Source organism: Helicobacter saguini (genome assembly GCF_000762875.2).
Classification (GTDB): domain Bacteria; phylum Campylobacterota; class Campylobacteria; order Campylobacterales; family Helicobacteraceae; genus Helicobacter_A; species Helicobacter_A saguini.
On record NZ_JRMP02000006.1, the window covers coordinates 40,645 to 54,534 of the forward strand.

General features: G+C 33.9%; 13 protein-coding genes. 10 read left to right on the forward strand and 3 right to left on the reverse strand.

The window, feature by feature from the left end; all coding sequences use genetic code 11:
• The first annotated feature begins 59 nt into the window (after positions 1-59).
• Positions 60-2,543 (forward strand): TonB-dependent receptor domain-containing protein, encoded by a 2,484-nt coding sequence (locus LS64_RS05010; RefSeq protein ID WP_238699466.1) that lies wholly within the window; start codon positions 60-62, stop codon positions 2,541-2,543.
• Between the two features lie 43 nt (positions 2,544-2,586).
• Here the strand turns inward: LS64_RS05010 and LS64_RS05015 are convergent, their stop codons facing one another.
• Positions 2,587-3,228 carry an SDR family oxidoreductase gene (locus LS64_RS05015; RefSeq protein WP_034572070.1) on the reverse strand — a complete coding sequence of 214 codons (642 nt, stop codon included), beginning with the start codon at positions 3,226-3,228 and terminating at the stop codon, positions 2,587-2,589.
• Positions 3,229-3,567: 339 nt separating this feature from the next.
• Here LS64_RS05015 and rrpB point away from each other — a divergent pair, with 339 nt between their 5' ends.
• The 7 genes from rrpB (at position 3,568) to LS64_RS05050 (ending at position 10,850) form a co-directional block, all read left to right on the forward strand.
• Complete coding sequence (rrpB, locus tag LS64_RS05020; RefSeq protein WP_052062497.1) at positions 3,568-3,930, forward strand: MarR family transcription factor RrpB; 363 nt, start codon at positions 3,568-3,570, stop codon at positions 3,928-3,930.
• Positions 3,931-3,959: 29 nt separating this feature from the next.
• Positions 3,960-6,986: a Kae1-like domain-containing protein gene (locus LS64_RS05025; protein ID WP_052062496.1), complete on the forward strand. Its 3,027-nt coding sequence runs from the start codon at positions 3,960-3,962 to the stop codon at positions 6,984-6,986.
• A gap of 75 nt (positions 6,987-7,061) precedes the next feature.
• Complete coding sequence (rpsP, locus tag LS64_RS05030) at positions 7,062-7,289, forward strand: 30S ribosomal protein S16 (protein WP_034572068.1); 228 nt, start codon at positions 7,062-7,064, stop codon at positions 7,287-7,289.
• A 74-nt stretch (positions 7,290-7,363) separates the two neighbouring features.
• A complete protein-coding gene (locus tag LS64_RS05035; RefSeq protein ID WP_034572065.1) occupies positions 7,364-7,651 on the forward strand; it encodes a KH domain-containing protein in 288 nt (95 codons plus the stop codon).
• Positions 7,652-7,682: 31 nt separating this feature from the next.
• Positions 7,683-8,414 carry a ribosome maturation factor RimM gene (gene rimM / locus LS64_RS05040; protein ID WP_034572062.1) on the forward strand — a complete coding sequence of 244 codons (732 nt, stop codon included), beginning with the start codon at positions 7,683-7,685 and terminating at the stop codon, positions 8,412-8,414.
• Between the two features lies 1 nt (position 8,415).
• Positions 8,416-9,366, forward strand: coding sequence for a DNA ligase (locus LS64_RS05045; RefSeq protein ID WP_034572059.1), 951 nt, complete (start codon positions 8,416-8,418; stop codon positions 9,364-9,366).
• 104 nt (positions 9,367-9,470) lie between these two features.
• A complete protein-coding gene (locus tag LS64_RS05050; RefSeq protein WP_052062495.1) occupies positions 9,471-10,850 on the forward strand; it encodes a class II 3-deoxy-7-phosphoheptulonate synthase in 1,380 nt (459 codons plus the stop codon).
• 141 nt (positions 10,851-10,991) lie between these two features.
• On the opposite strand, the gene LS64_RS05055 is transcribed toward LS64_RS05050, so the two are convergent.
• Positions 10,992-11,381, reverse strand: a complete 390-nt coding sequence (locus LS64_RS05055; protein ID WP_034572054.1) for a hypothetical protein — start codon at positions 11,379-11,381, stop codon at positions 10,992-10,994.
• A gap of 126 nt (positions 11,382-11,507) precedes the next feature.
• Here LS64_RS05055 and LS64_RS05060 point away from each other — a divergent pair, with 126 nt between their 5' ends.
• Positions 11,508-12,596, forward strand: coding sequence for a hypothetical protein (locus tag LS64_RS05060; protein WP_052062494.1), 1,089 nt, complete (start codon positions 11,508-11,510; stop codon positions 12,594-12,596).
• Positions 12,597-12,667: 71 nt separating this feature from the next.
• On the opposite strand, the gene LS64_RS05065 is transcribed toward LS64_RS05060, so the two are convergent.
• On the reverse strand, positions 12,668-13,213 hold the full coding sequence (locus tag LS64_RS05065; RefSeq protein WP_034572050.1) for a DUF507 family protein: 546 nt from the start codon (positions 13,211-13,213) through the stop codon (positions 12,668-12,670).
• A 111-nt stretch (positions 13,214-13,324) separates the two neighbouring features.
• On the opposite strand from LS64_RS05065, the gene LS64_RS05070 reads away from it, so the two are divergent.
• Positions 13,325-13,882, forward strand: a complete 558-nt coding sequence (locus tag LS64_RS05070; protein ID WP_052062493.1) for a hypothetical protein — start codon at positions 13,325-13,327, stop codon at positions 13,880-13,882.
• Positions 13,883-13,890: the final 8 nt, after the last annotated feature.

The window sequence follows — 13,890 nt, forward strand, 5'->3', positions numbered from 1 at the left end:
TACATATTAGTTCAAATTCTATTTTAAAGGATTATTTATGCTAAAAGTTTTGAAATATAGTGTTATTTGCTCCTCTCTTATACTCACGGGGGGGGGGGGGGAATCTCCTTGCTTCATCTACTTTAAACAATAAAGATTCTAAGAATATAGAATCTACTAAAATGGGAATGTTGCTTAATACGAGTATGGAATCTAATAAGCTAGATTCTAAAAGTGACAGAGTTATGACGTTGGCTAGTGTGGATTCTAAAGATTTTATAGAATCTAAAAATTGTCAAGATATAGATTGCCACGAATTGCTACGCGATTCTCGCAATGACAACATAATAACCCTAGCCGAAAATGAAACAGATTCTAACAAAATAACAGAATCTAGCGAAAGCGACTCCAAAGAGACAAGCGAAAACAAAGACGACAAAGACAAAGAAGCAAAAGCCTACAAGCTCCAAGCCGTAACCACTACCGCGCAAAAGGTTAGCACAGCATCAGGCTACGAACAGAATCTAAGAGATGCCCCAGCTAGCATTAGCGTTATTACAAGTGAAGAGATTATGACTCGCCCTATACGCGATATAGGCGATGCTGTGCAAGATATTCCGGGCGTTTATACCGAGCAGGATAAAACAGGGCAAAATACGATAAAAATGCGTGGTATGGAAAGCAAATACACACTTATACTAATCGATGGTAAAAGGCAAAATACAGCGCAGGGCTTTATTGCAAATGCCTTAGGAAATGCTACATCTTTTATGCCCCCAGCTAGTATGATAGAGCGAATAGAAGTAATACGCGGACCTGCGAGTATTATTTATGGTAGCGATGCGATGGGCGGTGTTATAAATGTTATTACTAAAAAACATAGTGATAAATTAACGATGGGCATTCAAGCAGAAACCAAACTATTTGAAGAAAAAGAGTGGGGTAATGTATATGGTGCAAATGGCTATATTTTTGTCCCGCTTATTAAACAAACGCTTAGTTTGAATCTTCGCGGTGGTGGGCGATATAATGAGCAAAATGGCTTTAGAAAGCCTAGCTGGGCTACATTAAATACTACAAATGACCCACGCGGACCAAACCCATATATGGGACACTCCGCTACTGGCTCGCATAACTGGAATGCTGGCTTACGACTAACCTACACGCCTGATAAACACAATACAATTTATCTAGATTCCGAAGTGTATAATGGTCGCTTTGGCTCACTTAATACAAGTAGATTTTCATTCACATCTGTGCAAGAAATGTATAAAACAAATAATGTCCTAAGCCATGAAGCAGAATACGACTGGGGAAAACTAAGCACGTATGGGCAATACACTTTCACGGTAATAGCCGCTCATGCTATGAATAGTGGCAATGAATACCCAAGTGATGGTGGAATTAAAGGCTTACCGCCTGGTGCTTCAAAAGGTGATTATATTAACTGGGCTAATAGACGTGAGAATCATAATGCAGTGTTTCAAAGCACATATAATAAGCAGTTTAACTTTAACGCTGCTGGTTTTTTAATCTTTAGCGGTGGCGTGTATTATATGTATGAAAGATTGCATGATTTTTCAAGTCGCTCTCCATTTGATAAAGATATGCACCAAGTAGCGGTATTTGCAGAGGGTGAATATCATATCAATGATTATATTAGCACGACTTTAGGACTTCGCTATAACTATTCTAATATATTTGATTCTAGAATCCCAAATCCACGTGTTTATATAAACTACACACCGACAGAATGGCTAACTATCAAAGCAGGAATCGCAAGTGGTATGCTAACTCCACAACTTAGCTACATATATTATGGACCTACTGAATCTACGTCTAATAATGTAACCACATATACTTATGGTAACTACGATATACAGCCAGAGCTAAGTTGGAATTATGAGTTAAGCACTATGTTTGATACTAAATATTTTGGTGCGGTGCTTACAGGATATTACACTGATTTTACTAATAAAATTGCACAGACTAGATATTATGGTGGATTATGTGAAGGGCAAGTAGGCAATGCAACGCAATGCTATATTTATACTAATCTTGGTAAATCGCTTATGGCAGGGCTAGAAGTAGGGGCGAATTTAAAGCCTTTTTATGGTTTTAGCCTTGATACTAGCTATAGCTTTACATACACACAAAGATTAGAGGGGGAATATAAAGGTGAGCCTTTGGTAGAAGTGCCATTCCACGCTATAAATGTAACGCCAAAATACACTTGGAATGACTTTAGTATTTACTTGCGATGGACAGGGCGATTTATGACGCCAACAGACCCAAGTAGTGGCGCTGCAAGGACAGGTGTGCGAAATATCGTAGGGAAATATTATAAAGACTATCAGCTTGTAGATATTGCTGCAACTTATAAGTTTTTCAAACACTATATCGTAACTTTTGCGGTAAATAACTTATTTGATGTGTATTTTATGGACTACTCGCGCGTGGCTTCTACAAACAACGCTGGCGTAACAAGTTATAGTGCGCAAAATAATTACCAACGCATACTGCCTAGCCGAAACTACTGGCTAACCTTACGCGTGGAATTCTAACCTATTATTAGAATCTATCCTATAAAATATTTAAATCACTAAACTATTTCTCTACGCAGGTAATGCGTTCCCTGTCGTGGCCGCCATTTTGGGCGATGTCAAGCACTAAAATGGCTAAATCTTTATAACCGATTTTGCTCTCACCTTTGGCGTTTGTGATAAACTCCTCGCCACCCAAAATGTAGCTACCACTGCGTGGCAAGTCAAACACATAAAGAGCTGCCGGGCTAATATAAGTCCAGCGGAAATCTTGCGTCCTTAGAAAATCTAGCACCTCCGCAGTAGCCTTTGCCACGCCAAGATACTCTTTTGGGAAGTCTTTTGTATCCATTAGCCTTGTGCTGTGGGCTTTATCCATATATAAAGAGCCTGCGCCACCGATAACTATGAGCTTTTTATTTTTTTTCTGGCTCTTAAACTCGTTAAAAATTTCGCTTAAATGCTTAATATGCTTAAGATGAAGCGGAAGATTCTGCCATTCAGCAAAGGCATCAATTATCACATCAAAGCTATCTAAATCGCTACTTTTTAGCTCAAAAATATCTTTTTTTATAACTTTTGCTCCACTTGGCACATTGCTACTATCTTTCCTTACAAAAGCCGTAACATCAAGATTTCGACTTAATGCCTCTTGTGTCGCACAACTACCGCTTTTGCCATTAGCACCTAATACTGCTATTTTCATTGTATATCCTTTTTATATGATTTCATAAATTTTACATATAACATACAAAATTTATGTAATGAAATAATATCAATGTAAGTATTAAAAATCAAGTAGGTATTATTTTAATATATAGTTATATTTTTTATACTAATGTGTAAAATAGGGTATTTTATTATAAAAAATTTTTAGAAATTATGGTATAATTTTGTAAAAAAATTAGAATTTATAGAATCTAGATTCTATACACTTTTAAAATTTTTTATAAAAATAGGGCGGTGGGTGGGCGTTAGGATATAAGAAATAAATTCTAATTTTACTAATTTTTTAATATAAAAATTATAATTTAAGGAGTATGATATGAATAGCTATTACTCACCTTGCCCTGTGGAAACAACCCTTAATCTTATAGGGAATAAGTGGAAATTACTGATAATTTCTAAGCTACTTGAAGGCAAAAAAAGATTTGGTGAGCTGCAACGAGAGCTACAGGCTACCAAAAATCAAAGCATTTCGCAAAATGTTTTAACGCAAAATTTGCGTGAGCTAGAGGAGGCAAAAATTGTGAAGCGAAAGGTGTATGCAGTCGTGCCGCCAAAGGTGGAATATTCGCTTACAAAGCTAGGAAGTAGCCTAAAAATCGTGCTTGATAGCCTGCAATCGTGGGGGGAAAATTATCAAAGAGACTACACACATGACTTTAATAATGGGGAGAATATTTAGATTTTATAGAATCTAAAAGGGTTTTTGTAATGCAGTTTTGTTTTGGTGGTGATTTTATAAAGTTTTTAGAATATATGCAGAATCTAGATTCTAAAATTTCTAAGTTTAATGCTATAAAAATTACTAATTTTGGAATTGTGCAGGGAGTTGGGTTTCGTCCATTTGTTTATAATTTAGCATGCAATTTAGATTTAAATGGTTATGTGAAAAATTTGGGGGATAGCGCGGAGATAATGTTAGGCTTAGATTCTAAGCTAGATTTTATGGCTAACAAAGAATCTAAGTTAGATTCTAATGTGGATTCTAGTTTAGATTCTGGCGTGAATTTAGAATCTAATTTAAAATCTAAGGCGAATTTAGATTCTAAAAAGTTAGAAAATTTAGAATTATTTTTCTTGGCGTTGCTTGATATTTGTGGGAATTATTTAAGACAAAATTTAGATTCTATAGAATCTAAAATTATGATAAATAGATATTTTAATAAAAAAAATTCTATATTACATAATATTTTTTTACCAAAGAATGCAAATATAGAATCTATTGAAATAAATTTAATAAATACAAAAGTTATGAAAAACTTTAGTATTTTAGAATCTAGTTTCAAAAAACATAATATTTTAGAGTTGCAATTACCGCTTGATTATAGAATCTGCAAGGATTGTTTGAAAGATTTAAGGGCAAAAAGTTCTAGATTTTATAACTATGCTTTTACCACTTGTGTGAATTGTGGGGCGCGATTTTCGCTTTTGAAAAATCTGCCTTATGATAGAAAAAATACGAGTATGAGCGAATTTAGTATGTGTGAAAGTTGTTTGAGCGATTATGAAATGCCGCAAAATAGGCGATTTCACACGCAGCCACTAAGCTGTCCTAAGTGCAAGATTAGCCTTTGTGGGTTTTATTTAGATTCTAATAATTTTAATGATTTTAGAGTGAATCTAGATTCTAAAAATCATAATTTTAAAACCAAAAAATTCTATGATTTGCAATCTATTAAAGAATGTGCGAATGCTTTAAAAAATAATAAAGTTATTCTTTTTAAAGGTTTGGGCGGATATGCGTATTTGGCAAATGCTAGGAGTGATAAAGCGATTATGCAAATTAGAGAAATTAAAAAAAGAAAAACTAAGCCATTTGCGGTAATGGGTAAGTTAGAATCTTTGCAAAAAATAGCCATTTTAGATAAAAAAGCAAAAGATATTTTAGAATCTAATGAAACTCCTATTTTAATAACTTTAAAAAATAAAAGTTATGATTTATCTAACTTTATAACTCCATTTGAAAGCATCGGCGTAATGATACCATATACCGCTATACTCGAGCTTCTTTTTTCTTTTTTAGATTCTAATTTTATTATGCTTTATACTTCAGCAAATATTAAAGGAGAAATGATTGCAAAAAATTTAGACGAACTTTTTTCACAAAAAATTATAGAATCTAATAGTTTTTTAGAATCTTTTGGCATTAAGAATCTAGATTCTAAAATAGATTCTAATCACAACAAAAAGTTAGAAAATTTAGAACTTTTTATACTAAAAAATAATAGAGAAATTGTCAATAGATTAGATGATAGCATTATAAATAATTTGCATTTTGAGAAAAAATTACAAAATATAGAATCTAATAAAAATACTAAAAAAATTCTAGATTCTAGTAATCTAATTTTTAATCTAAAAAATTCTAAAAAACATAATTTTATTAGAATCTCGCGTGGATATTCTCCTAAAAATTTTCACTTTAAAAATCTTAATTTAAAAACTTTGAGTGCTAGTTTTGGAGCAATGCAAAAAAGCTCCCTTTGCTTTGGCTTTAAGCAAAATGCGATAATTAGCCCATATTTAGGCGATTTATTTAGCCCTAAAAATGTAGAAAATTTTATGGAAAATTTTAAGTTTTTTAGCAAACTTTATGGTAGCCCAAAGCTGCTAATTACCGATAAACATCAAGGTTATGAAAGCTCTAAAATGGCTCAAATTGTAGCACAAGATTCTAACACCCAAATTCTTAGCATTTATCATCATCACGCCCATTTAAACGCCCTGCTTTTAGAAGCAAATCTAAGTAATGCTTTGGGCGTAATCTTTGATGGCAGCGGACTTGGAAGTGATAATACCATTTGGGGTGGCGAGTTTTTAAGTGGCAATTTTAAAACTTTCACTCGTTTAATGCACTTTAAACCTTTTAGAATTTTAGGTGGCGAAAAGCATATAAAAGATTGCAAACGTCTAGCTTTAAGTTATGCTTTGTCTAATAATATTAAAGAAATATTACAAATTTTAGAATCTAATCTTAATAGTGAATATAAAATATTGCAATCTATGCAAAAAAGCGGTATAAATTCGCCTTTAACTAGCTCTGTTGGTCGTCTTTTTGATATTGCTGGGTTTATTTTAGGTTTAGATTTTAATAACTTAGATTCTAAAAAAATTAGCAATTTAGAAACTTTAGAATATGAAGCTCAAAGTGGAGAAATAATCTCAAATCTTGCCTTAAAATATTTAATAGATTCTAATCAAATACAAATTAATGCTAGAAAAAATATTAAATTTATAGAATCTAAATTTAATCCTTATCCTTATGAAATTATAAATAATGAAATAAATCTAGCAAAAACTTTCAAAAATATGTATATTGATATAAAAAATATAACGCCAGATTCTAAATATTCAAGAAGCCTAGATTCTATAAATTCACTAAATCTAGATTCTATAAACCCAGCAAGTTTAGATTCTAAAAATAACCTAACTTTAAATAAAATAAATTCGCTAAATTATAACTTTAATATTTTAGATAAAAAATTACAAATTTACGAACTTAACAAAGGAAAAATCGCTTTAAAATTTATTGATACACTTTGCTTTGTGATTTTAGATTCTATAAAAAAAATAGGAGCAGATTTTGCCCTTTTTGGCGGGGGCGTTTTTTCAAATTTTATATTAAATGCAAGGTTAAAAATGCTTTTAGATTCTGAAAAAAAAGGCTACTTTTTCCCACAAATGCCCTGCAATGACTACTCAATAAGCTTAGGGCAACTAGCCTTTGCAAGTGAAAAATAGATTAAAAAATTAGAAAATTTGCAATTTTATGCTAAAATGTCGGTTTTTAATTTAAAATTTTAAAAAAGGAAAAAAATGGCAACGGTTGTGCGACTAACAAGAATGGGTAGGAAAAAGAAGCCTTTTTATCGTGTGGTGGTGACTGATAGTAGGAAGCGGCGCGATGGCGGCTGGATTGAATCGCTTGGAATTTACGACCCAACGACTAATCCTGCGACTATCAAGGTAAATAAAGATCGGCTAGAGTATTGGAAAGGCGTGGGTGCGAAGATGAGTGAGCGCGTGGCGACACTTACAAAGTAGATTTTCAAGCTAGAAAAAGTTATAAATTTTAGAATTTTTGTCCTTAAAAGTTAGGGCAAAAGTAAAGGATTTTTATGCAAAAATTTCCTGTGCAAGGTTTCCTTGAGACGTATGTGAAAAAAATCGTAAAGCATCCAAATGAGGTCAAAATAAAGACTGACGCGGGAAAGCGAAGCGATTATATCCTGCATATCGAGGTGGCAAATGAGGATGTTGGCAAGGTCATTGGCAAGGATGGCAAGATGATTAGTTCGCTTAAAAATGTGATTTCAGCCTGCAAGGCAAAGGATAATATTTCTTATGAGCTAGTCGTCACGCCGAATAATCCTAGCAATCACACTCATAATGGGCATAATTTTTAGAATTTTGCCATAACTTTTAAGATTAAAAATTATGAATATTGAAGCTTTTCCTAGATTCTATGATAAAGAAAAAATGATAGCGGTGGGTAGCTTTGGTAAATCTGTGGGGCTTAAAGGTGGAATGAAAGTCTTTTTGCTAAGTGATTTTGAAGAAATCTTAACAAAAGGGGCTAGATTCTATATAGAATTAAATGAAATTATAGAATCTGCGATTTTACAAAGTTTGAAATTTAGTAATGATTTTAAAATAAAGTTACAAAATAAGGAATTTTATAATTTAGATTCTAAGAATCTAGATTCTAAAAATGAAGATTCTACTAATGTAGATTCTATTCACGCAGATTCTATCCACGCAGATTCTAAAAGTTCCAAAAATCATAATATTTTAGAAAAAATATTATACTTGCCCATTAGCGTGAAATCTTTTAATGAAAGTAACAATACGATTATTTTAAATGAGTTTAGTTCTAAAAATGATAGTGAATCCTTGCGAAATGTTACATTTTTTAGCACAATGGAAGATACACGTAAAAATTGCAAGCTAGGAAAGAATGAATTTTTTTATTTTGATATTATCGGGCTAGATGTGGTTGAAAATGGCAAGATTTTAGGGCAGGTTCAATACATCGAGCAAATCGCAAACACCCATTATTTCGTGCTTGGCAAGGACTTTTTAATACCATACATTGATAGATATGTCCTTAGTATTGATGTGGAAAAAAAGCAGATACAAACGCGTGATGCTGCTTTTTTAAAGATGTAAAATGTTTAGAATCTGCCTTATAAAAATTCTATTTTTCATAACTTTATTCGCAAAAGATTCTAATATTTTGTTGTTGAAAAATTTTGATTCTAAAATTATTAATGATAAAAATATAAAAGAATTTTTGGTTAGTGAAAAGCTAGATGGTATTCGCGCTTTATGGAATGGTAAAAATTTTTATAGTCGAAATGGCAATGTGATAAATGCGCCAAAATGCTTTACACAGGGCTATCCAAAGTTTTTTTTAGATGGTGAGCTGTGGAGCAAAAGGGGCGATTTTAATAACATTATAAGTGCGACAAATAAGGCAAATCCTAGCTGTGAAGAGTGGAGTAATCTTAACTTTTATGTCTTTGATGTTCCACATTTTGAAACTTTTGATGGTTTAGAATCTATTAAAATTAAAGAGTTAGATTGTAATAAAATTACTGAAAAGTTATGTTTTTTAGAATCTAGATTGCAAATTTTGCGTGATTTTTTAAAAGGTAAAGTTACAACTATTAGAATTTTAAGGCAAGAAAAGTTAGATTCTATATCCGCTCTATATTCTAAACTAGATTCTATAAATGCCCTAAATGGCGAGGGTTTAGTGCTAAGAAAAAATCACGCTCCATATACAAGTGGCAGAAGTAACTATAACTTTAAGCTAAAAAAGTTCCAAGATTCCGAATGTAAGATTAAAGAAATAACGCAGGGCAAGGGCAAATTTCAAGGCAAAATGGGTGCTATAATTTGCACGCAAACCTTAGAATCTTTTAGCCCAAATATCCATCCAAAGCTAAATGACAGCAATAAAAATGAGCTAATCGAGTTTAAAATCGGCAGTGGTTTTAGCGATAATTTAAGGGCAAATCCGCCAAAAGTTGGCACAATTATCACCTACAAATTTCAAGGATTTAGCAAAAATGGACTGCCAAAATTCCCCGTATTTTTACGAATTTATAAGGAATAATTTACTATACGCCTAAATCGTAAAATTTATAGATTTTTAGAATCTTTAAGCTATAATTTACCTTTTCAAAACAAATTTAACCAAAATAATAGAGGGCAAGAGCAATGAGCAGTAACCAAAAAAGTCATCAAAAACATGAAGAAAAAAAATGGAATAAGGCTAGTTGGCGGACTTTCCCCATAAAGCAGCACCCCACATATAAAGATTCTAAGGCGATAGAATCTGTGCAAAAAGAGCTTGAAAGCTACCCCCCGCTTGTCTTTGCAAAGGAGGCTGATAGCCTGAAAGAAAAGCTTGCTAAGGCTAGTAAAGGGCAGGCTTTCTTGCTTCAAGGGGGCGATTGCGCCGAGTCTTTTTCGCAGTTTAGTGCGAATGGAATCCGCGATATGTTTAAGGTCATTTTGCAAATGAGTGCTATTTTGACTTTCGCGGCGAGCTGCCCCATTATTAAGGTTGGGCGGCTGGCTGGGCAGTTTGCAAAGCCGCGTAGCAGCGATACTGAGACCATAAATGGCGTGAGCTATCCTAGCTATCGTGGCGATTTGATTAACTCTCAAGAGCTTGATAAACGCGAGCCAGACCCTGCAAGGTTGCTAAAAGGCTATCATCAAAGTGCTAGCACACTCAATCTCCTTCGTGCGTTTTCACAAGGTGGCTTTGCGAATTTAGAGCAGGTGCATAGTTGGAATCTTAGCTTTGTGAAGGATAATTTTGGCAAAAAATATGAAAAAATCGCAAATGACATCGCCAAATCTTTGGCGTTTATGCGGGCTTGTGGCATTGATATTGCAAACTCTAGGCAGCTAAAAGAGGTCTCATTTTACACATCTCACGAGGCTTTGGTGCTAAATTATGAGGAGGCTTTAACGCGGCAAGATTCACTAAGCAATCAGTGGTATGACTGCTCGGCACACTTTTTGTGGATAGGGGAGCGCACGCGTGGGATTGATGAGGGGCATATCGAGTTTTTGCGTGGGGTGAAAAATCCGCTGGGTGTGAAAATCGGTCCAAATGCTTCTTCTAGCGATGTGCTTAGAATCTGCGATATTTTAAATCCGCAAAATGAGCCTGGGCGACTTACGCTAATCGTGCGGATGGGTGCTAATGTTATAGGGGAGAAATTCCCTGCATTATTGCGTGGTGTGGAGGCTGATGGACGTGCGGTGCTGTGGAGCTGCGACCCTATGCATGGGAATACGAAAGTGGCTAGTAGCGGGTATAAAACGCGTGATTTTAATGATATTGTGCGTGAGATTGAGAGCTTTTTTGACATTCATAAGGCGCAAGGGAGCATTGCTGGGGGCATTCATCTTGAGATGACGGGCGCGAATGTGACAGAGTGTATCGGTGGAACGCAAGAAATAAATGAAGAGGGCTTATCTAAAAGCTATCAAACGCAGTGCGACCCACGCCTTAATGCTACTCAAGCCTTAGAATTAAGCTTTATGCTAAGCGAGATACTGGCTAAGAGAGACAAAAACTAATATATTAGATTCCATAATTTTATATTTATTAAAAATATTAAAATACCAAAAGATATTTAATAATGACTTGATAAAAACAAGACAAAAAAGTCACCCAAACTTTTGTATTAAAACTATAATTAAATCTTAAATTTATAGAATCTAGCTTCTCCACTCAAGTGGCAAGTCGATTTCTACGCTTTCTTGTGTGTTTGGAAAGTCGCTACTAGCACGCTTAAAGGTCTTTTTTACTTCGCTTACCACGCTATTTTTATTAAGCCCTTCGCTACTGCTTAAGATTCTAACATTTTTCAAAATCACATCCTGATTATATATCGCCACACTCGCTATCACGCTCGCTCTAGCCTTATTTTCTATCCACTCCTTAGGGTAGCGAATCGCACTATTGACAAGGTAGCGATAAAGGGCAAAATTTTTCACATTTTGGCTAACTTCAAGCTTTTTTTGCACATTTTGCGGAAAGTTAGACCATCTTTTATCTTCTATTTTAGCATTTGAATTACTCGCTAACATCGCTAAGACTAAATCCATGCTTTACTCCTTTTCACATTAGAAAAAATCTACACGATATTAAGCAAATAATATTCCTAAAAATCTTAATCTAGATTCTAATCTTTTAATACTTATTGATTATAATATTGCGAAAGGATTAGGAAAATGATTGCTATATGTAGATATTTTTTTTTATTAGCGTTATTTTGCGACTTATTTTTTGCAAAAGATTTAAACAGAGATAAAAACGCAGATATTTCAAAGGACGCCATTTTAGCAAAGATTCAAGAACTTTATAACGCCCCATTAAACGAAAAATCACAAGCTTTAACTTGCAATCTAACAAAAAAGCAGCTAGACGAAGTAAAGCTCGATATAAATTCCCCTATTTTCCCTTATTTTAACGCCCTTTTGGAGCTAAATACAAGTGAAAAAATTAGCAAAATAGCACAAGATTTATTAATGCAAGAAGTGCGAAATAAGGACAGGCTACACACGCTTTTAGCTCTCCAGCTACATTTTATAAAAAAGTGCGATAGATGTGAAAAAGTGCGCGATATTAGCAATTTTGACTATTATAGATTCTCTAACTCTAACGTACAAAAGTTATTATATACAGAAGGTGGAAATTTTAAAAGTTCATTTGTTTTACACGGCGAAGCCTTTTTATGCAAGGCTTTAGAATCTAAATCTTTAGAATCTAAAAAAGATTCTAAACTCGCACAATATTTTCTAAAATCTTATGCAAATTTTATGTTAGCAGGGCTGCATACAAGGGCGTTAAATGTCCTACTTTATGGGCTTTCACTAACAAATGATAATGCGCTTTATGCCACGTTTAAGTTTCTTGCTAGTAATGATATTGTGATTCTTAAAAACCTTAATAGCGTGCATTTGCTAAAAATTATGGAGCTAGATTCTAAGAATTATTTTAAAAATATAAATATGATAAGAAATTTTAAGAATCTAAAAGCCATTGAAGGCTCTCTTGTTAGCAATTATGTGATTTCTGGGCTGCTTATAAGGGATATGGATATGGGGCGCATTCTCTCGCCATTTAGCAAGTTTGCCACGCAACAAACAATCGATGAATTCAAGCAAAAACAGCAATATTACGAGCAAGAACTACAAGATTCATCACTAAAGATTCTAAAAAACGCAACCAAACAAGAAATTTATGAATATTATAGAATCTTAACACTGAAAGAAAGGCTAAAAGGTCAAATAAGTGGGTTAATAACTAAACTATATTAGGATAATTTAAAAATGTTTGTTTGTTAAATTAAAAGTTAAACAAGATTTAATACCTTTGCATAAAAATAGCACTACCCCAGCTTACCCACTTCCTCTTCATAAAGCCTAGCAAACATTAAGTCGTATTCTTCGCTCCCTGCAATTAGCTTTTTTTGCATATTTCGCATCTTATCCATTACGATGTCAGTGATGTTTTCGTGTTGCCTTAAATACGCCTTTATCGAGTCCAAAATGTGATTTTTCACCACATTTTCAGGCACATTAAACTCGATGTATTTCTCCTCAAAAAGCCCATCCAAAATCTCGTGTGCAAGCTTTGAATACCGCTCATTTTTATTCAGCAAAAAGCCACGCTCAGCGGCAATCTGTCGCTTCACCATCGAAAAAAACTGCCGCTCATCGACCTCATTATCATCAATGTCGTCTTGATGTTTTTCGACCAGCTCGCGCGCCTTAGATTCTATAGCGTATTCCTCTTTTATGTCATCCTCTATGATTTGCGTGGCTAGCGCGATTAGACGCGGCATTGGTGCGTTGAATTTCACATAATTTGAGCGGCTTAAATCATTGATGATACGAGTGGCGATAAACTTCGCGTGCAGCGGCTTTAGCTTCATTTTTTGCCTTTAGTTTAGATTCTATAAAGCAAACATTTTACTAGATTTTGTTTAAGAAAATTAAATCTTAAAACAAATTTTCTAAAATATGCTTTATAAAAAGGAGAAAAAATGTTTAGAATCTGCGTTATGTGCGTGTTTTGCGTGTTTTTGCAGGGCTGTTTAAATGTGAATTTAAAATCTGTCCTACCAAAAGAAGAGTATTTTAGCCTTGATTCTATCGTGCTAAATCCGTGCAAAAAGATGGAATCTACCTATAATCTAAGCGTAAATGTGCTATCTCCTTATGATGGCAAGGATATTTTAGTCAATAATGCGGGGCAAATTAAGGTTTTGGATACATATAAATGGGTGGATTTACCAAAAAATATGGTGCGAAATGCGATGATAAAAGTCGGTGCAAATCATTGCGTGAGTATAGAATCAAGCGGCATTGTTGGGCAGAAAACTAGCACCATAAGGCTAAATATCAATGATTTATATCTAACGCAGAATGGAAGCGAGTATAACGCCCATATTTACGCCACTTATGAGATTATAAACTATGATTTAAGCCGTGCTAAAAGTAATATTTTAGTGCTAAATGCAAATGACACAAATCCTATAAAAGCCCTACAAAGTGCCATTAGCAAGGGCTTAGAGAATGTTGTTTTGGGGATTGGACGGTGAAAAAAATA

Bases quoted from the DNA above. Each gene is read 5' to 3' on its own strand.
- rpsP (WP_034572068.1), top strand. From the start codon at position 7,062: ATGGCAACGGTTGTGCGACTAACAAGAATGGGTAGGAAAAAGAAGCCT.
- LS64_RS05070 (WP_052062493.1), top strand. From the start codon at position 13,325: ATGTTTAGAATCTGCGTTATGTGCGTGTTTTGCGTGTTTTTGCAGGGC.
- LS64_RS05050 (WP_052062495.1), top strand. From the start codon at position 9,471: ATGAGCAGTAACCAAAAAAGTCATCAAAAACATGAAGAAAAAAAATGG.
- LS64_RS05035 (WP_034572065.1), top strand. From the start codon at position 7,364: ATGCAAAAATTTCCTGTGCAAGGTTTCCTTGAGACGTATGTGAAAAAA.
- rimM (WP_034572062.1), top strand. From the start codon at position 7,683: ATGAATATTGAAGCTTTTCCTAGATTCTATGATAAAGAAAAAATGATA.
- LS64_RS05025 (WP_052062496.1), top strand. From the start codon at position 3,960: ATGCAGTTTTGTTTTGGTGGTGATTTTATAAAGTTTTTAGAATATATG.
- LS64_RS05015 (WP_034572070.1), bottom strand. From the start codon at position 3,228: ATGAAAATAGCAGTATTAGGTGCTAATGGCAAAAGCGGTAGTTGTGCG.
- LS64_RS05065 (WP_034572050.1), bottom strand. From the start codon at position 13,213: ATGAAGCTAAAGCCGCTGCACGCGAAGTTTATCGCCACTCGTATCATC.
- LS64_RS05060 (WP_052062494.1), top strand. From the start codon at position 11,508: ATGATTGCTATATGTAGATATTTTTTTTTATTAGCGTTATTTTGCGAC.
- LS64_RS05045 (WP_034572059.1), top strand. From the start codon at position 8,416: ATGTTTAGAATCTGCCTTATAAAAATTCTATTTTTCATAACTTTATTC.
- LS64_RS05055 (WP_034572054.1), bottom strand. From the start codon at position 11,381: ATGGATTTAGTCTTAGCGATGTTAGCGAGTAATTCAAATGCTAAAATA.
- rrpB (WP_052062497.1), top strand. From the start codon at position 3,568: ATGAATAGCTATTACTCACCTTGCCCTGTGGAAACAACCCTTAATCTT.